Here is an 18450-nt window from a genome sequence, read left to right on the forward strand (position 1 = left end):
AAGAAAGGCGTTAAACAATGTGAGTTGTCTATATTTTAGTCTAGTGAAGCTTCTTCTTTTACAGGGATAGAGGAGAATATATCCACTTGCCCTCTAGTAAGATCTTCCAACGTTTCTCTTTGTCTAATTAAATGAGGTACTCCATTGAATACCAAGACCTCTGCCGGACGTAATCTTGAGTTGTAATTAGAACTCATAGAATAAGAATAAGCACCGGCATTTTCGATAGATAATAAATCACCAACTCGAACTTCATTCAGTTTTCTATCATAACCAAATGTATCTGTTTCACAAATGTAACCCACTACATCATACACTCGTTTTGGTCCTTCAGGATTCGAAACGTTTTTGATATGATGATATGCATCGTACATCATTGGACGAATAAGGTGATTTAAGCCAGAGTCCACACCAACAAATACAGCGGCAGGGCTATGCTTTAACACATTTACTTTTGTCAATAAATGACCAGATTCAGACACTAAATATTTTCCTGGTTCAAACCATAGTTCTAAGTCTCTGCCGTAAGAAGCACAGAAATCTTGGAATGCTTTAGACATTTTCTTGCCTAATTCAGGAATGTTTGTAACGATGTCTTCTTCTTTATAAGCCACTTTGAATCCAGAACCTAAGTCAATGAATTGTAGATTCGGGAAGTCTTTTGCACAATCAAACATTACGTTGGCAGCCATCAAGAATACTTCAGAATCTAGAATATCTGAACCTGAGTGCATATGAAGACCAACAACGTTGATGTTGTGACTTTCTACAACTTTCTTTACATGAGACATTTGGAAGATAGAGATGCCAAATTTAGACCCAATATGTCCTACTTGAATTTTTGCATTACCACCTGCAGTGATATGTGGGTTGATTCTAATAGCACAAGGCACTGTATCTTGGTAAACATCACCAAATTGCTCAAGAATAGCAATGTTATCAATATTGATCACTACACCTAAAGCGACAGCTTCTTGGATTTCTTCAAAAGAAACCGAATTAGGGGTGAATAATATTCTTTCTTTTGGAAACCCAGCTTGAATACCTAATAGTACTTCTTGGATAGAAACACAATCTAAATCCACACCGTGCTCTTTCACTAACTTCAAAATACTCAAGTTAGATAAAGATTTCATTGCATATTTTATTCTTAAGTTTACACCATTAAATGCATTTCTTAAAGAAGAGATCTGACTAATGATCTTATCCGCATCATATACATATAAAGGAGTTTGAAACTCGTTTGCAATATCCGTTACCGGTACACCTTGGATCTGATATTCTGAATTTTTTAATTCCATTCTCGGAAGAAGATTATAATTGATAATTTTACTATGAGACAAAAGTAATTTAAAAAAGAAGATAGTCCATACAAATATCTTTTATTTACAAAAATAACAATAAGTGTTTTAGATAAAACTTTGTGTTATATAATTATGATTTTAAATAAAGCGTCAACTCCTCTTCATCTGAAATATATTCTAAATAAAATTCTTGGTTTGGGTTTATAGGTTTTATAAAAGAAAATATTTGAGGTTAACTTTTTTATAAATTTATGAAGAAATGGTAACAATCTTGCTCTAATGTGGAAAACACTTTTTTATGTACAGATTAATATTACTATTTATTTTTACCTTTTTTTTGCAGCCTCACCTATATGCTCAGAAACAATACCCGTTAGTTGAAGTTGGGTTAAAGGAAGCGGAAAAGCTAAGCCAAGAGGAACAGAAGAATGTATTCTACTCTCCAGTCAGTCTATATATGCTCAATAGTATGTTGGCAAACATGGCTAAGCATGAGACGAAAAAAGAATTAATGCATCATTTGGGTTATTCTAAGGATGAAATTGTCCTATTAAATTCTTATATAATTGATTTACAAAAAAGGTTAGGAGGTATGTGTATTTTGAAGAATGCACTTAGGTATCCTAAAGGGTATTCATTGAATAATGCCTTTAAGAAGATTTTAGCTGAAGATTATAGTGGTGAAATAAAGTCAGGTGATTTTGTAAGAAAAGGAGAGCGGGTGAAGTTGGAGATCAATAATTGGTTTTATCAAAATACAGATTTTAAAATAAAGGATATGATAGAGTCTGTATCTCCAATGGACAAATTAATTCTGATGAATGCACTTTATTTTAAGGCTGAATGGGAGAGTCCTTTTGATGAGAAAAAGACGTATAAAAGTGCTTTTGAGTTGGAGGGAGATCAACCTGTTGAAGTTGACTTTCTTTCAAAAACGGAAGCTGTTAGATGTTTTTCATCTAACGATGTAAAAGCTTTAGTGCTTCCTTACCGAGGAGATTATGAATTGTTATTGGTTCAAACTCCGATATTTTCATACGATGTTATTACAGATCTTGAGAAGCACTTGAAAAAGAAGAAAATCCACTTTGAGTTTCCAAAGTTTGTGTTGAGTTCTTCTTTAGATTGTATACCATTAATGCAATCTATGAATGTGACTTCCCCTTTTCAAAGTGGAGCAGATTTTTCAATGCTTTTCAAACAATCAGAGAACGATTTATTTGTAAGTAAGATGTTCCAAAAGTCTTATTTGAAAGTGGATGAGATAGGTACAGTAGCAATAGCTGCGTCTGTAGCAAAAGTATCTCGAAGCTTAGATATGGAAGATTATGAAGAATATATTTTTAACAGTTCTTTTTACTTTATTATTCGCCACAAAGAGACAAAGGAGCCATTGTTTATTGGTAAAATGAATAACCCCACATTGAATTGATGGAAGAAGAAACTAAAATTAGTAAATCACGATTTTTTCATTATTTTAATTGACATCATTAGAGAAGGAATAGTCTATTTTGCTAGAATAAACGAACCATTACAACTATGAAAAGGTATGCAACTGTTGAAGATTATATAGCATCTTCAGAAACATGGAAAGAAGAATTGATTTACCTTAGATCAATACTAAATGAAACGGAGTTGGAAGAAGGGATGAAATGGGGAGCACCTATTTATATGGTTAAAGGTAAAAATGTGGTAGGTATTGCAGCTTTTAAAAACTATGTTGGTTTATGGTTTCACCAAGGTGCATTATTGAAGGATGAAGGTCAACAGCTCATCAATGCTCAAGAAAACAAGACAAAAGCGTTAAGACAGTGGAGATTTAATTCTTTTGAAGAACTGAGAGAGCATACTGATTTACTGAAAATATATATTAAAGAAGCTATCGAGAATCAGAAAGCAGGAAAAGTAGTAGAAACGGATCGTACTCCAAAACCATTGATATTACCGAATGAACTGGTAGATGCTTTTACAAAAGATAAGGATTTAGAGTCCAGTTTTAAAAGTCTTTCTCTCTCGAAGAAAAGAGAATATGGAGAGTACATAGCATCTGCTAAAAGAGAGGCTACCAAACTTTCGCGACTTGAAAAAGTAATTCCGATGATTAAAGATGGAATAGGTCTCAATGACAAATACAAATAAATGCTTATTTATATTCATTCTTAAAAATATGTTAAATACTTTTGTTGCGTAAAATTTAAAAAAATATGAAATACATCAGCTTACATATCGACACACCTCAAGGATTTTCTCTTTGCGAAAGCAGAGTGAGGGAGATGCTATATGAAGCGATGTAGGAATATCTATATATTTATGAAATAGGTCCTGATGCTTCGGTGTCAGGACCTTTTTTTATGTTTCACTTTTTAAATCACGAGTTGATATGACTTCAATTCCAAAACAAAATTTCCTTGCCTATGGGAAGGATTGGTCTCAATTTTTAATCAAGAAAAAATTTCAAAAACAAAGACATCAAAAATTAAAACAATGAAAAAGAACACACTATTTTTTGGATTGATCACTCTGATCGTGATCGGATCGACATGTGCAATAAACCTAGCAATGTTTGTTGCCTTAGCTAAAACAGCTTTATACTTAGGAGGTACCACATTTTTTGTGTTAATGCCCTTTTTCCTTTTCAAAGGAGAAAAGAAAACCAATGAAAATACAAACAAAGACGTGCCTCACCCAATGTTGAAACGAAATATCAATTCTGTAAAAACAACATTGTTGGAAAAAGGAGAAAAAGAAAACACCTATATGTCAATCTATAGAGTGAATAATTCTCCATGAGTGTAACGCTGTGGTTATTCTAAAAATGAAGTTCACAATTAAAAAAAAATACATTTTTTAGAAAAAAGAGACGAAAGTCATTACTTTTGTGCTTCGATAAATTTTTTAGGATAACCACAGATATTCCATGCAACTAATTGACGGAAAAGCGACTTCAAATGCAATCAAGCAAGAAATTGCTGAGGAAGTAAGAAAACTGACTGCCGCAGGAGGCAAGAAACCACATTTAGCCGCTATTTTAGTTGGTGAAGACGGTGCAAGTAGAACGTATGTGAATCATAAAGTAAAATCTTGCGAGCAAGTAGGATTTGATTCAACGTTATGTAAATTCGACGCCGATATAACAGAAGAGAAATTACTTCAAGCCATCGAAGATCTTAACAATAATGATGATATTGACGGATTTATTGTTCAACTTCCACTACCAAAACACATCGATGAGACTAAAGTAACTGAAGCAATTGATCCTAAAAAAGATGTGGATGGTTTTCACCCGGCAAACCTAGGTAAAATGATGTTAGGTTTACCAACATTCCTTCCCGCAACACCTTACGGTATCGTTCAATTGTTAGATAGATACAACATTGAAACTTCAGGAAAGAAATGTGTGATTGTTGGTCGTTCTCATATTGTAGGTACACCAATGAGTTTACTTATGTCTCGTAACAGTAAAGTAGGAAACTGTACCGTGACTTTGACACATAGTAGAACACAAAACTTAAAAGAAGAGTGTCTTTCAGCTGATATCTTGATCGTAGCATTAGGAAGAGCAGAGTTTGTGACTGCTGATATGGTCAAAGAAGGAGCTACTGTAATCGATGTTGGTATTACAAGAATTGAAGACCCTTCAAAAAAATCAGGTTTCTCTCTAAAAGGTGACGTGAAATTTGATGAAGTAAGCGAAAAAGTAAGTTGGATCACTCCAGTACCAGGTGGAGTTGGACCAATGACAGTAGTTTCTTTATTGATGAACACTTTGGAGTCAGTAAAAAGAAAATCTGTTAAGGAAACAATATAAGTTATAATAAATCGCATTTTTTTACGAAATTTGCGATCTGAGTCCTTCAAGGGTTCCCTCACCCCTTGAAGGGCTTTTTAATCTCACATAAATAAAAAGGACTTTTAATGGTTAAGCATTTAGAATATACTACGAAGGAACGCGTGCAGTTGGGCCTTTCGCTTCCAGTTATGGAAGCATTTTACACAATTCAAGGAGAAGGAGCATATACAGGGCAAGCAGCCTATTTTATCAGATTAGCAGGTTGTGATGTTGGATGTGTTTGGTGTGATGTTAAAGAATCTTGGGAACAAGACAAACATCCCGTTTTAGCAGTAGAGGAAATTGTTCAAAATGCAAAAAAATACCCAGGGCGTTTAGCCATCATCACTGGAGGAGAACCATTAATGCATGATCTTGGTCCACTGACTGAGAAATTGAAAGAAGAAGGCTTCCATATCAATATTGAAACTTCAGGAGCGCATCCGTTAAGTGGAGAATTGGATTATATCACTTTATCTCCTAAAAAATTTAAGCAACCTGTAGAAGAAGTCTATCAAAAAGCCAGTGAATTTAAAGTAGTTGTTTACAACAAAGCCGATTTGAAATGGGCTGTTGAGTTATCTGAAAAATTATCAGATGATTGTAAACTATACATTCAGCCTGAATGGTCGAAAAGAGATAAAATCACACCTTTATTAGTAGAGTTTGTAAAGAGCAATCCTGAGTGGCATTTGTCGTTACAAACACATAAGTATATCGATATTCCTTAGAAATTTTTGGTATTTCAATTTAACATTGAATGAATGTTATTATATTTGACCTCTATAACTATTAATCTTCTATGGGTTCAAACACAAATGACTTCATAAATCAATGGTTGCTTAAGTATCAACTACCAGTCTTTAAATACGAACGAATAGCTTCTGTTATTAATACATTTGTTGCTGTAGTTATACTGATTTACAATTATGGGTTTTATCTATCTGAGGATGACATAAGACTATTACTTTCTGTTCTTGATGTCATCGTCTTTGTATACTGTATTTCTTACTTACTACGAATCATTTTTTCCACCAATCGTTTTAAGTTTTTTAAGTCAACCTTCATAGAAGGCACTTTTCTTTTGTATATCGCCTTCAATGGCCTCTTTCACTATTTTTTTGGAGTACGATTAGTAGAAGAGCTTTTAAAGAGTTTCTGGATTGAAAATCCGTTTTTACAATACGTTAATTACCTGTTTTTCTGTTTATTCATTCTGATTTGCATTGAGATCACAAAAAGCTCATCTGCATTGTCAGAATTTAAAATTAAACCTTCCACTACATTCATTTTCAGTTTTATATTATTGATTTTGTTAGGGACGTTTGGTTTAATGCTTCCCGCATGTTCGGTAGGGGTTGATGAAAGTATGTCATTTCTAGATGCACTTTTTACTTCCGTTAGTGCATCATGTGTAACAGGATTAGCAGTGGTTGATACAGGTCAGTTTTTTACATTCAAAGGAAAAATTGTGATCCTTTTACTCGCTCAGCTTGGAGGTATAGGTATCGTGTCTTTTGCAACTTTCTTTGCTACATTCTTATCAAAGGGCGTAAGTTTAAAACATAAAACTATTATTCAAGACGTATTAAGTAGTGAGGATTTATCATCAGCAACAGGTCTTTTAAGGAAAGTAATCTTTTTGACTTTATTGATTGAAGCGTTAGGTTCTATTTTTATATTCTTTTCATGGGATAGCAATCTTGTTTTTAATAATCTCTTTCAGAAAATATTCTATTCCATCTTTCACTCTATTTCGGCCTTTTGTAACGCAGGTTTTAGTTTATTTCCGGATAGTTTAAATACCTATATCGTCTCTGATGAAACGACGGAGTTTAATGCTTCAGGAATGGTCATTGACCTAAGACATATGTATGGATTACATATTGTGATTGGTTTTATTATCATCTTCGGAAGTTTTGGTTTTACTACGATTGAAGAGATTTTTTCACCAAAGAAAATTGCGGATAGATTTAGAAATCCTTGGAAAAAATATTCGATTGGTACGTCCATTTCTCTTTATTCTACTGTAATACTAATATTGATTGGTATGGTGGCAGTTTTCTTTTTAGAAATAGATGAATTAAGAGAAGATAGAACTTTATACGAATCATTGGTGGCTTCATTTTTCCAATCTGTCACAACAAGAACCGCTGGTTTTAATTCAATGGATTTTGGTAGTATGAAACCATCTACTATCATTGTTATGATTTTTCTAATGTTCATTGGAGCAGCTCCAGGCTCTACAGGTGGTGGTATTAAGAGTAGTACTTTTTATGTATTATTGCTTTCGTCGATTGGAATTATCAGAGGTCAAGAAAGAATTGTCGTTCGTAAAAGAACAATCAGTGATGATAATATCAAACGATCCTATTCCATCTTTATGTTTGCTGCGATTTATAATCTAGTCGCCATCTTTGTGCTAACCATCACAGAATTAGATAATCCTAATATAGATATACTACCCTTAGTTTTTGAGCAGATCTCAGCTTTTGGAACAGCAGGTTTGAGTATGGGGATTACGGGTGAACTTTCTTCATTTGGTAAAGTAGTTATTATTCTGTCCATGTATATTGGAAGGGTAGGAACGCTAACTTTAGCTTTAGCACTGAGCTCAACAGTTCAAACCAACAAATATCAATATCCTGAGGCCCATGTGATGGTAGGGTAAAGGACAAAGAATCATTTATATATCATCAAATCATATATTCAAACCTCCTTGTACTTTCTATTTTGAGAGAAGTCGCAAGGAGGTTTACTTTTTTAACCTGATTACAATTTGGTATTTAATTATATTTTCATTTAATTTGTTTAAACAAATAATGTATAAACAATATATAGAGAAATATGAAAGATCAAAAAATATATTCAGTGCAATCAATAGGTAATCAATGGCCCACATTAGACCCTTTTTTATTTACAGCGCATCATAAAGAAATATATCCCAAAGGAAATGAAGATATGAGTATTTCTGTACCTTTAGAGGGAAGAAATATTGGATCTGATTTTTCGGGGAAAGATGGTTTTAGTATGTATCATGGAAGAAAGATTCCGGGTTTTCCATACCATCCACATAGAGGTTTTGAAACAGTGACGATTGTGGAGGAAGGTTTAGCAGATCATTCTGATTCATTAGGTTCGGCAGGTAGATTTGGAGAAGGTGATGTACAATGGATGACTGCGGGAGCTGGAGTGCAACACTCGGAGATGTTTCCTTTATTAAACACTGAAGAGGAGAATCCATTAGAGTTATTTCAAATTTGGTTAAACCTTCCACGAAAGGATAAAATGGCGGCACCGAGTTATAAAATGCTTTGGCATGAGGACATACCCATCGTCAATGAAAAAGATGAGGAAGGGAATGAAATTAATGTTAAAGTGATTGCTGGAGATTATTTAAAACAGCAACCATTGTCTCCAACGCCTGACTCTTGGGCTTCGGAGGTATCAAATAAAGTAGCGATTTGGAGAGTAAAGCTTTCTCCTAATGCAGTTTGGAATATTCCTCAAGATTCAGCAGAGGTAAATAGAGTTATTTATTTTTACAGAGGGGATTCGATTGAGGTGGAGGACAGAAGCGTTGATAAAAATAGCCTTTTTCATATCAATCCAACAGAAAGTATATCAGTAAAGGCCGGTGATACAGATGCGTATGTTCTTCTTTTACAGGGAGTACCGATCAATGAACCTGTAGCGCAACACGGTCCATTTGTAATGAATACAAAAGAAGAATTACAAGAAGCTTTTGCTGATTACCAAAGAACTGAATTTGGAGGTTGGCCTTGGGATAAAAAAGAGATGGTCCATGATAAAGGTAAAGGTCGTTTTGCTCTACACGCAGATGGAGTATTAGAGGAGAAGTAAAGAGTACCTTTTATGAATTATAAAAAACAGACAATCTTAATCAATTAGATTGTCTGTTTTTTCTTGTCTATAATTTATTGTTCGATTGAAAAGTATATCACTTTTTCCTGAAACCCTTTCTTATTTGTTTTTTGCAAAGAAAGCCATTCTTGAAAACCTTCAGGGGAGATTGTTTTGATTCCACCTTCCTCTGTTTTTAATATAGGTTTGTCGTATTCTGTAGGACAATAAATAACATATAAACGATTAAAGATTCTTTTAGGCCCCATGGTAGAAAGCACTAATTCGTCAACTTGTCTGCTACTGATTCCTTCAAAACTTTCGGCTTTTTTAGGATCAAAGAATATATATTCTTGATCTGCCTTTACTTCATAAGGATTAGCGTGATCTCCATGCATAGTAGAATAAGGAAACAATCGGTATACCTTATCGTTTTCTCTCATATAAATACTCACAAACCCACTTTTAGGAGATTGAAAGTAAGTATAAAAATGAGACATTTCTTTAAACATAGTTGTTTCACAGTTGGCCCCTGAACAATTTAAGGTTGATGCCTTAAAGTTCAATTCTGGAGAATCAATCGCTCTGCCTTTTCCTTCCACTTCGCACTCTAAATAAATGACTTGTTTGTCGTTTTCAGTGGTAAGGTGCCACGTGTATTCTACATCTTCTGTTTTAATCCATTCTCCTTTCACTGTAGCGGTATTAAGAGATTGAAGTTCCATCTCAGTATTACCTAGCCGTAAATCAGACGCAGAAGAGAGGTTGGTGCCAAATGCATCTGCCAAAGCCATAATTTGAGCTTTTCGTAATAACGTTTCTTTAAATTCACCAACGGTATGCGTATCTTCCAATTGTTCAGTGACTTTGCCTTTTATCTTTTTTGCTTTTTGGGCATAACTGTACATTGTTAGGCTAATAAAAAAGGTAATGAAAACAATCTTTTTCATATTAATTTACTAGTATTAGTTGTTCTTTTTAATTTGATCTGTCAATTTAAATTATATTATTTATATATTTAAGTTCGTAACTGACAATTACTTTTTTAATTTATTAAACTATGAGAAATAAATTCACTTTAAGTTTTTTACTTGTTTTAGCTTCAATGTTTTTTATTGCAAATGAGAATCATGCCCAAACCAAAAAAGAAAAAAAAGCTACTCTTAAAGAATTAAAAGGCAAAGCAGTTAAAGATGCTAGAAAAGCTGCAAAAGATCTTAAGAAACAAGGATATTCTGAAATTCCTGGAGACTTACCAATGGATATGCAAATTGAAAATTCATATTTAGCACGTTTGTCAACTGACGATATGGGGAATCCAAAATTCTTTGTGACCACTCAGGAGTCTAAAGCAGAATCATTTGCTGCAGCAAAACAAGCAGCAATGCAATTATGTTTAACAGATATTGCTTCACAAATAGGATCTGAGATTGTAGGTAGAATCAAATCAAACGTAGCGAACTCAGAAGGAATGTCTGATGCAGCTTCTGTAACTGAGGTGATCGGTGCTTATCAAAACAATGTTTCAGCACGTTTAGGTAGAACAACTCCAATTGTAATGTTGAAAAAGGTAGACGGTTTGACGTATATCACAATGTCAATCAAATATCCAATTGCAGAGGCTGAAAGAATTGTAAAAGAAGACTTAAGAAAAGAATTAGCGAGTAAAGCGGATATGAATCAGGATGAGATCAATGGTTTATTAGATATTCGTTAAGCAAAATATACTTAAGCAGTAGTACAATTAAAATCGGAAGTTTTGGATTTTCTTTTTTAGCCTACTCTTCGTTAGAATATCATCACGTAGCTTCGGCTATGTTTTTCTATTCTGCCTTGATTAGACTAAAAAAATAATAATCCAACTTATCCCAATTTTAAATGTGCAACTGCATATAAAATTATAAAGCCACATTTTCAATTTCTTTTGAAAATGTGGCTTTTTTATGTCGAACTATTTTTATGATTTACTCCAATAAACTGATGAAAGCCTTTCCGAGGGCATCAATCACATCTGAAGTGATCAAACTTTCATAACCTTTTTCTTGAACTGCAATGTCAGCAGCTTTACCATGTAAATAGACGCCAAGTAATGCAGCTTCTTTTGGCGAATATTTCTGAGAGAGTAAACCTGTAATGATCCCCAAAAGTGCATCTCCACTTCCTCCTTTTGCTAACCCTGGATTCCCAGATGAATTAAAATGAACATCTCCATTAGGAAGACAAACAGCAGTATTAGCTCCCTTCAAAACAATAATAATTTGACGATGTATTGCCATTTTACGTGCTGCTTCAACTCGGTCAAAAGACTGAACATAATGTACTCCTGTTAGTCTTTCAAATTCACCAACGTGAGGAGTAAGGATAGAATTTTCAGGAATAAAATCCCACCATTCTTCGTTTTGAGCTAGAAGATTTAATGCATCTGCATCTAGCACAATTGGTTTTTCAAAATCTTCAATAATAGATCGAATGGCTATTCTAGTTTGATCATGCTGACCTAGGCCAGGTCCAATCCCTATTGCCGTGAAATTTTTGAGTAGCGTAGAAGCAACAATATGATTTTTTGAAGGATCTGCTATACACATTGCTTCTGGGAGGGTCGCTTGCATAATTTCGTAACCGCAAGACGGAACTAGGGAAGTGGTTTTTCCAGTGCCTGATCTTAATGCTGCTCTTGTTGCTAATTGAATAGCACCAATCATTCCTTTTGAACCACCGACTAATAGAGTACTTCCAAATTTTCCTTTATGATCAAATTTATTTCTTGGTTTGTAGATTTGTTTAATGACATCATCCGTTGAAAAGAAATGATTTGAATTTGTATCGTTAAGGTATTCCTGATTAAGATGAATTGGAATTACGATCATTTCACCTACATTTTTAGCATTTTCTACAAAAAGCATAGAAAGCTTAGGTGTTTCTAAAGTGAGCGTAATATCTGCTTCTATGATTCCTTGAAAGTGGCTAGAGTAGTGATCCGCATACAAACCTGAGGCAATATCAATAGATATGACAGGCGAATTAGATTGATTTATTGTGATAATTGTTTTTTGGGTGATTCCTTTTGGTGCTCTTGATAAACCAGAACCAAAAATACAATCAATAATTACTGTGTCTTTCGAAAGAGAAGGTACATCATCTTCAGTTTTTATGGAATAGCATGCTACTCTTTGAGGTAATCGCTCTAAATTTTCACTGAAATCTTTCGAAGGATTATCAGAAAAATGGACGATATAACAAGTGACATTGAAACCTTCGTTACTGAGCAATCGAGCCATCACGAGACCATCGCCACCATTGTTTCCCACACCGCAAAAGAGAGTAACGTCCTTGAAGTTACTACAGTTTTCCAAATACCAGTCTGTCAGTTTTGTGGCCGCTCTTTCCATAAGGTTGAGGCTTGATATAGGCTCATTTTCAATAGTGTATTTATCCCAAGCTCTGATTTGTTCAGCTGTAAAAAGTTTCATATTTATGAGTAACAGTGTTGTGTTATACTTAAAAGCATGTTTTAAGAGAATACTCAAAACATGCTTAGAATATTAATTTACAACATAAATGGATTAATTACCCATTTATTAATTGATTTTTGGCTGTATTAAATTCTTCCATCATTTCAGAGACCACTTCACCTGCGGACTTAATAGAATCAATCTGTGAGGAAACTTGTCCAATTTCAATTTCGCCTTCATCTAAATCTCCTTCAAAAATACCTTTTTTCGATCTTCTTTTACCAAGAATTTCGACTAACTCATCTTTCGAGGCACCTCTTGCTTCTGCTTCCGCCACTCTCTCATAGAATTTATTTTTGATTAATCTTACAGCGGTTAAGTCTTTTAATGTTAAGACTGTATCACCTTCACCTGCTTCCACTACTTTATTTTTAAAGTTATCATGAGCAGATGATTCTTTGGTAATCGCAAATCGAGATCCCACTTGTACGCCTTCAGAACCTAAAGCAAAACAAGCCAACATTGCTTTTCCAGAACCAATACCGCCTGCTGCAATGACAGGTATATCCAATTGTTCAGCGATAGGTGGAATCAGACAAAGTGTTGTCGTTTCTTCTTTACCGTTGTGACCTCCTGCCTCAAATCCTTCTGCTACAATAGCATCTACGCCTGCATCCTGAGATTTCAAGGCAAACTTCAGTGATGACACAACTTGCACTACTTTGATGCCATGCGACTTTAAAAATGCTGTATATTTTTTAGGGCTTCCTGCTGATGTAAATACAATAGGTACTTTCTCATCAATAATAATTTCCATTAGTTTATCCACTTCAGGATAGAATAAAGGAATATTTACACCGTAAGGTTTATCAGTTGCTTTTTTACATTGTTGAACGTGCTCCAAAAAAGTTTCAGGATGCATTGATCCTGCTCCAATTAATCCTAGGCCACCTGCATTACTCACTGCAGAAGCTAATTTCCAGCCACTACACCATACCATTCCACCAGAAATAATTGGATATTGAATATCAAAAAGTTCACAAATTCTGTTTTTCATTTGATGTTTATGATTTTAGTGATACATGTTTTTAACATGTTCTTTGATTTCTTTGGAGGTGAAAGTAATTAAAATAGTGTAAATAATTTGGGAACAAACGTCATCAAAGAAGTAATTTTTTATTGATAATTCCCTCTCTTTTTTGGTATAGAAGTAATTGTATAACTACGTCAAATACTCTGGATATTTGATTAAAACGTATTATATACGTCTAAAAATGCCCTTTTTCTCATGTAGCTCTATTTTTAAACTACTCAATCTGATTTGAAGTAATTAAAATTTTTAAGTGACGTTGTGTAAAAAGGACGTGTTTTTTCAAGTGTACTATTAACGTATTATTATCAGTAGATTTGTAGTACATCAACATAATTCGAAAAGGATTCTCGTATGCTACCTTTCAGCAACACTTAACTATGAATAGTGGTATGGAATCTTTTTTAATGAATTAAAAATCAGTTATGTTGATGAAAAACTTTACAGGATATTGTTCCATGTTGGTTCAATATTCTTTACTCAAACTTTTAAAGCAGTTTTCTCTTTGCACTGTTTTACTATTACTCTCTTTCAACATCTCAAGCTTTGCCCAAGGTTATGGAATAGAAGTGAAAGCATCTGGTGATGCCGTAATCTATTTTGAACATCAACCCGAATGGACCGGTGGGTGGAATTACATTTGCTTGGGGGCAGATTGTAGGAGCGGCGAAAAAATTGGAAATAGATGGGAAAGGCCCACTTCCAATATTACAGCAGGTAATACGTATGATATTCAAATCAAAATTGCAGCGTCTAACGGTCAATTCATCTCTCCTGTCTATACTGCGGTTGCTACAGAAGAGGGTACTTCTACACCAACTTGTGATGATGGCATTCAAAATGGTGATGAAACAGGTGTGGATTGTGGTGGATCTTGTACACCTTGTCAAACCGAACCTTTACCAACTTGTGATGATGGCATTCAAAATGGTGATGAAACGGGAATTGATTGTGGCGGATCATGTACACCTTGCCAAACTGAACCTTTACCGACTTGTGATGATGGTATTCAGAATGGTGATGAAACAGGTGTAGATTGTGGTGGGTCTTGTACACCTTGTCAGATTGATTCAGGTACTGAGGTGATTATTGAAGCTGAAGCAGCGACAGTTTTAGGTGGAGCAAGTTTATATAGTGACTTATCAGCATCAGGAGGTCAAGGTGTAGCTTATATTTCATCACAAGGAGCTGGTTTTGAAATTAAAAATATACCCAATGCTATTTCAGTAGAAATCGTTTATGCTTCAGAACAAAGCGGAGCAATTTCTTATTTTATCAATGGTGTTGACAAAGGGAATGCAACTTTTACTGCGACAGGAGCATGGGTCAATAGTTATCAGAGTATTGTGATCCAAGAGGTGATGAATGCTGGTGATGATTTCTCTATTGTATATCAGACAGGAGATAATGCACTTAATATTGATCAAGTGAAGTTTGTAGGAGGGGAACCCCAACCTTGTACAGGTTTAAATGATCTTTCGAATGTTTTTAGGGGTGTATCTACGATTAATGAAACTTCTAATGGAGCTTTGGATGGCAGTGTAACCATCAATTTTGATAATGTAAATAATGATTATGACTCCATTACATTTAATTTGGATAATACAGATTATACTGTGGCTTTGACGGAACAATCTTTGACAATTAATAATAAAGCATCTGGTGCTTATAACTTGACAGCACGTTGGTCCAATGATGAATGTGAAATCCAATTGGGTACAGTTACCGTAGGATCATGTGAAAATGGTTTGAAAGATGGAAATGAAGTTGGTATTGATTGTGGTGGAGTTTGTTTGGAATGTGAAAACCCTGAACCGACAAAAGACCTTGTCATTTCTATTGCAACTTCACCTGAATACGGTGAATATTTAATTGCCAAATATGATGATCAGCCTGCCAAGACGATTTATACATGGACAAGCGATAATAGTGAATTTACAAACTGTACAGGAGGGTGTGCTCAGAGCTGGCCTTATGTAGTTACAGATGCTAAACTGAATCTAAACTTGCCATCTCGTTTACCGAATGGTGTAACAGGAGAATTTGGTTTAAGTGGTACTTGTGATGGTCAATTACAATTAACACTCAATGGTCAACCTCTTTATTATTATTCAGGAGATAATAACGAAGGAGACATCAATGGTGAAGGAGCCAATGGTTCTTGGTGGATAGTGAAAGAGGAAGTAGTGGATACTTGTTCGGATGGTATTCAAAATGGCGATGAAACAGGAATAGATTGTGGTGGTTCATGTACACCTTGTCAATCAGGTGGAACAGGGGAAGGAACATGTAGTGAATTTGGTCTTACAATTGTGGATGGACAAGGCATTTTATATTTTAGTGAAGAGGCAGGAACTGCGTTGTACTTGTGTTTGAATGGAGGTTGTTACCCTCCAGATGCTCAAGAAGATGGATATTATAAAAGAAATGTTACTATAAGTGCAGGAGTAGACTATACTATTAAAGTACAAGGTAGTAATGAGCAAGAAAAAGTAGCTCAAGTAACACAATGTTATTTTGTTCCAACCTGTAATGATGGCATTCAGAATGGAGACGAGACGGGTGTTGACTGTGGTGGATCGAGTTGTGCACCATGCCCAACTTGTGACGACGGTATTCAGAATGGAGATGAGACGGGCGTTGATTGTGGTGGTAGTGAATGTATCTCATGTGATCTCGTCTGTAATGGCACACCCAATCCAAATGCTACTATTTCAAGTACAAATGAGTCATTTGAAAACGAGAATGACGGTACCATTACTTTTGCTTATGATGATGTAGAAGGAAGAGCTATATTGGAATTCTCTTTAGATGGTGGTGAAACATATCCTTACGTGAAACAAGATGATTCTCAATGGTTCACTTTAGCAGATATGACGCCAGGTACCTATGATATAGTTGTACGTTGGGGTGATGGTGGAGAATGCCCAATTAACTTGGGAGAAGTTACCATCAAAGAAGGAGGACCTTTACCAACTTGTTATGATGGTATTAGAAATCAAGGAGAAACAAGAGTGGATTGTGGAGGGCCTTGTGCACCTTGTGAGGAAGATCCTTGTGGAGACATACCATTGGTAGTTTATCCGGCACCAGCATTACCAACACCAACTATTGGAAGCCCGGCTAGGGAGCATGGATGGTCTTTTGATTTGAGTGAAGATTTAACAGAGGTTTCAGTAAATGTTGGTCCAGGTGTTTTGGATCAGATGCAAACCAATGCAGGTTCTTTCGAAATGCATTGCTCATGTAACCAAGTAACATTTTATACTGCTGAATTAGGAGATAATTTCCAAGCAAAAGTACCAGAAGAATGTGTAGGAGCAGGAGATTATTACTACTTCTTCCGTTATAAGCGTAATACGCAGATGAATACCTATGATCCGGCTGATATTTGGCATTACTCAGGTCTATTTACAACTAAAGGAGAAAGAGTAGACCCAGATAATCGACCAACAATCACTTCAAAAGGAGCAAGTTGGATGCGTTTCAGACACCCTCATCCTCAGGATGGTATTACAGAGGCTATATTCGATGCCTCACACAATGGCTCATTATTAAGAACATTGGATCGATACGAAACAGTGGTAACAGATGGTTCAGATAATGTCCGTTTTGAGCAGTTCTTATATTCTACAAAAGATTACACCATACGTCACAAAGATCAAGACAACCTACCTGATAAAGATAAACTGATTTGGGAAGGAGGAAACAGAATCCCTGTCCGAAGAATGGAGTTTTTGGCGAAAGGCGGTGCTTCAACACCTTCATATTCCGCATATATAGCACCAGGTGGTCCAACTTTGGATGAAGGAGGAGACCTTTACCCTTGGTCAGATATTAATACCGTGAATTATGGTAATATCATTTCTTATGAAATTACCGCCGTTACTGCTTTGGTAGACGGAGTGCCATGGAGCAAAGGAGCGCAACACTACAATACATTCCAGAACTATGTGGTAGGACAAGGTTTCAATACATTTGGTGATCCACGTTTATCCATGGCAGGGAAAGCCTCTAGTAATATGATTTTATCAGGTTCTGGACAGTTCACGAAAGAGGAACAAGATGCAGTCTTCACACAGCACCTGATCACTTTAGAGGACGATGATGATGTAGATGATTTCTTAGAAGGACATCACTTATTCCATGGAGTACGACATAGAGGACAAGGTGATGGTCAGCAAGACAATAGAGTACTGGGAGAGGTGAAAATTGGATCTACAACTTGTGGAACATGTCACTTTAGAGATGGTAGAGGATCAGAATTAGTTAGTACACCGAAAGGAATGTTACTTCCTCCACCAGTGTATGGGGTTGGTTTACTCCAATGGATTGCAGGGGCAGAAGTGGGATTAACTTGGGAAGGTTCTCAACCTACGGTAGAAAGTCAGACAGTAGCAGCATTATTAAATGATCATGGTATTGACGCAAGTGATCCAAATCAGATTACACAAGAGGATGTCGATTTAATTGTGGCCTACACGAAATTCTTAACGGTACCGACAAGGTCTAAAGGTGTTTATGATGATCCTGCAGTAGGGTTAGGTCATATTAAATTCTTAGAAGCGGGTTGTGCAGGCTGTCATACTGAAACTCAGAAAACGAGAAATGATGCTCCAAAAGAGTTTAGAGATTTAGTGATTCGCCCTTACACTGATATGAAATTACACGATGTTGGTACAGGCGGATCTTACAGAACTCCTGCTCTTTGGGGATTGTATTACAACTTACAACTTCTAGAACGAAATGGTAGAAACCTCTTGTTTATGCACAATGGATCAGCCACTACAACAGATCAAGCAATTATGCAACATGGAGGTGAAGCAGCAGGAGCAAGAGCAGCTTATGAGGCTTTGACAACTGAAGAAAAACAAGCGGTAGTAAAATTTGTAGAATCTCTTTAATCGATAT

The 18450-nt window shown here is 35.5% G+C and carries 13 protein-coding genes; 9 read left to right on the top strand and 4 right to left on the bottom strand.

Annotated elements, in window-relative coordinates; all coding sequences use genetic code 11:
- Positions 1-35 precede the first annotated feature (35 nt).
- Entirely contained in the window at positions 36-1301 is a 1266-nt protein-coding gene (gene lysA / locus IC221_RS21370; RefSeq protein ID WP_188170908.1) for a diaminopimelate decarboxylase, read from the bottom strand.
- Positions 1302-1641: 340 nt separating this feature from the next.
- On the opposite strand from lysA, the gene IC221_RS21375 reads away from it, so the two are divergent.
- The 7 genes from IC221_RS21375 (at position 1642) to IC221_RS21405 (ending at position 8997) form a co-directional block, all read left to right on the top strand.
- Positions 1642-2736, top strand: coding sequence for a serpin family protein (locus IC221_RS21375; RefSeq protein ID WP_188170909.1), 1095 nt, complete (start codon positions 1642-1644; stop codon positions 2734-2736).
- A 107-nt stretch (positions 2737-2843) separates the two neighbouring features.
- On the top strand, positions 2844-3443 hold the full coding sequence (locus IC221_RS21380; protein WP_188170910.1) for a YdeI family protein: 600 nt from the start codon (positions 2844-2846) through the stop codon (positions 3441-3443).
- A 345-nt stretch (positions 3444-3788) separates the two neighbouring features.
- Positions 3789-4094, top strand: a complete 306-nt coding sequence (locus IC221_RS21385; RefSeq protein WP_044200525.1) for a hypothetical protein — start codon at positions 3789-3791, stop codon at positions 4092-4094.
- Positions 4095-4221: 127 nt separating this feature from the next.
- Positions 4222-5112: a bifunctional methylenetetrahydrofolate dehydrogenase/methenyltetrahydrofolate cyclohydrolase FolD gene (gene folD / locus IC221_RS21390; protein ID WP_188170911.1), complete on the top strand. Its 891-nt coding sequence runs from the start codon at positions 4222-4224 to the stop codon at positions 5110-5112.
- A gap of 107 nt (positions 5113-5219) precedes the next feature.
- On the top strand, positions 5220-5864 hold the full coding sequence (locus tag IC221_RS21395) for a 7-carboxy-7-deazaguanine synthase QueE (protein WP_188170912.1): 645 nt from the start codon (positions 5220-5222) through the stop codon (positions 5862-5864).
- Between the two features lie 521 nt (positions 5865-6385).
- Positions 6386-7804 carry a TrkH family potassium uptake protein gene (locus IC221_RS21400; RefSeq protein ID WP_188170913.1) on the top strand — a complete coding sequence of 473 codons (1419 nt, stop codon included), beginning with the start codon at positions 6386-6388 and terminating at the stop codon, positions 7802-7804.
- A 176-nt stretch (positions 7805-7980) separates the two neighbouring features.
- Positions 7981-8997, top strand: coding sequence for a pirin family protein (locus IC221_RS21405; RefSeq protein WP_188170914.1), 1017 nt, complete (start codon positions 7981-7983; stop codon positions 8995-8997).
- Between the two features lie 74 nt (positions 8998-9071).
- On the opposite strand, the gene IC221_RS21410 is transcribed toward IC221_RS21405, so the two are convergent.
- Complete coding sequence (locus IC221_RS21410) at positions 9072-9947, bottom strand: hypothetical protein (protein WP_188170915.1); 876 nt, start codon at positions 9945-9947, stop codon at positions 9072-9074.
- 110 nt (positions 9948-10057) lie between these two features.
- Here IC221_RS21410 and IC221_RS21415 point away from each other — a divergent pair, with 110 nt between their 5' ends.
- Entirely contained in the window at positions 10058-10714 is a 657-nt protein-coding gene (locus IC221_RS21415) for a hypothetical protein (RefSeq protein ID WP_188170916.1), read from the top strand.
- A 247-nt stretch (positions 10715-10961) separates the two neighbouring features.
- On the opposite strand, the gene IC221_RS21420 is transcribed toward IC221_RS21415, so the two are convergent.
- Together IC221_RS21420 and IC221_RS21425 are read right to left on the bottom strand one after the other, a co-directional pair.
- Positions 10962-12467 carry an NAD(P)H-hydrate dehydratase gene (locus IC221_RS21420; protein ID WP_188170917.1) on the bottom strand — a complete coding sequence of 502 codons (1506 nt, stop codon included), beginning with the start codon at positions 12465-12467 and terminating at the stop codon, positions 10962-10964.
- Between the two features lie 97 nt (positions 12468-12564).
- Positions 12565-13506: a nitronate monooxygenase family protein gene (locus IC221_RS21425; RefSeq protein WP_188170918.1), complete on the bottom strand. Its 942-nt coding sequence runs from the start codon at positions 13504-13506 to the stop codon at positions 12565-12567.
- Between the two features lie 464 nt (positions 13507-13970).
- Here IC221_RS21425 and IC221_RS21430 point away from each other — a divergent pair, with 464 nt between their 5' ends.
- Positions 13971-18443, top strand: coding sequence for a di-heme oxidoredictase family protein (locus tag IC221_RS21430; protein ID WP_188170919.1), 4473 nt, complete (start codon positions 13971-13973; stop codon positions 18441-18443).
- Positions 18444-18450 lie beyond the last annotated feature (7 nt).

The organism is Flammeovirga sp. EKP202 (assembly GCF_014534745.1).
In the GTDB taxonomy this organism is placed as follows: domain Bacteria; phylum Bacteroidota; class Bacteroidia; order Cytophagales; family Flammeovirgaceae; genus Flammeovirga.

What these genes read in the sequence shown, in the direction of transcription:
- lysA (WP_188170908.1), bottom strand. Translation starts at nt 1,301, where the DNA reads ATGGAATTAAAAAATTCAGAATATCAGATCCAAGGTGTACCGGTAACG.
- IC221_RS21380 (WP_188170910.1), top strand. Translation starts at nt 2,844, where the DNA reads ATGAAAAGGTATGCAACTGTTGAAGATTATATAGCATCTTCAGAAACA.
- IC221_RS21385 (WP_044200525.1), top strand. Translation starts at nt 3,789, where the DNA reads ATGAAAAAGAACACACTATTTTTTGGATTGATCACTCTGATCGTGATC.
- folD (WP_188170911.1), top strand. Translation starts at nt 4,222, where the DNA reads ATGCAACTAATTGACGGAAAAGCGACTTCAAATGCAATCAAGCAAGAA.
- IC221_RS21395 (WP_188170912.1), top strand. Translation starts at nt 5,220, where the DNA reads ATGGTTAAGCATTTAGAATATACTACGAAGGAACGCGTGCAGTTGGGC.
- IC221_RS21405 (WP_188170914.1), top strand. Translation starts at nt 7,981, where the DNA reads ATGAAAGATCAAAAAATATATTCAGTGCAATCAATAGGTAATCAATGG.
- IC221_RS21410 (WP_188170915.1), bottom strand. Translation starts at nt 9,947, where the DNA reads ATGAAAAAGATTGTTTTCATTACCTTTTTTATTAGCCTAACAATGTAC.
- IC221_RS21415 (WP_188170916.1), top strand. Translation starts at nt 10,058, where the DNA reads ATGAGAAATAAATTCACTTTAAGTTTTTTACTTGTTTTAGCTTCAATG.
- IC221_RS21420 (WP_188170917.1), bottom strand. Translation starts at nt 12,467, where the DNA reads ATGAAACTTTTTACAGCTGAACAAATCAGAGCTTGGGATAAATACACT.
- IC221_RS21425 (WP_188170918.1), bottom strand. Translation starts at nt 13,506, where the DNA reads ATGAAAAACAGAATTTGTGAACTTTTTGATATTCAATATCCAATTATT.
- IC221_RS21430 (WP_188170919.1), top strand. Translation starts at nt 13,971, where the DNA reads ATGAAAAACTTTACAGGATATTGTTCCATGTTGGTTCAATATTCTTTA.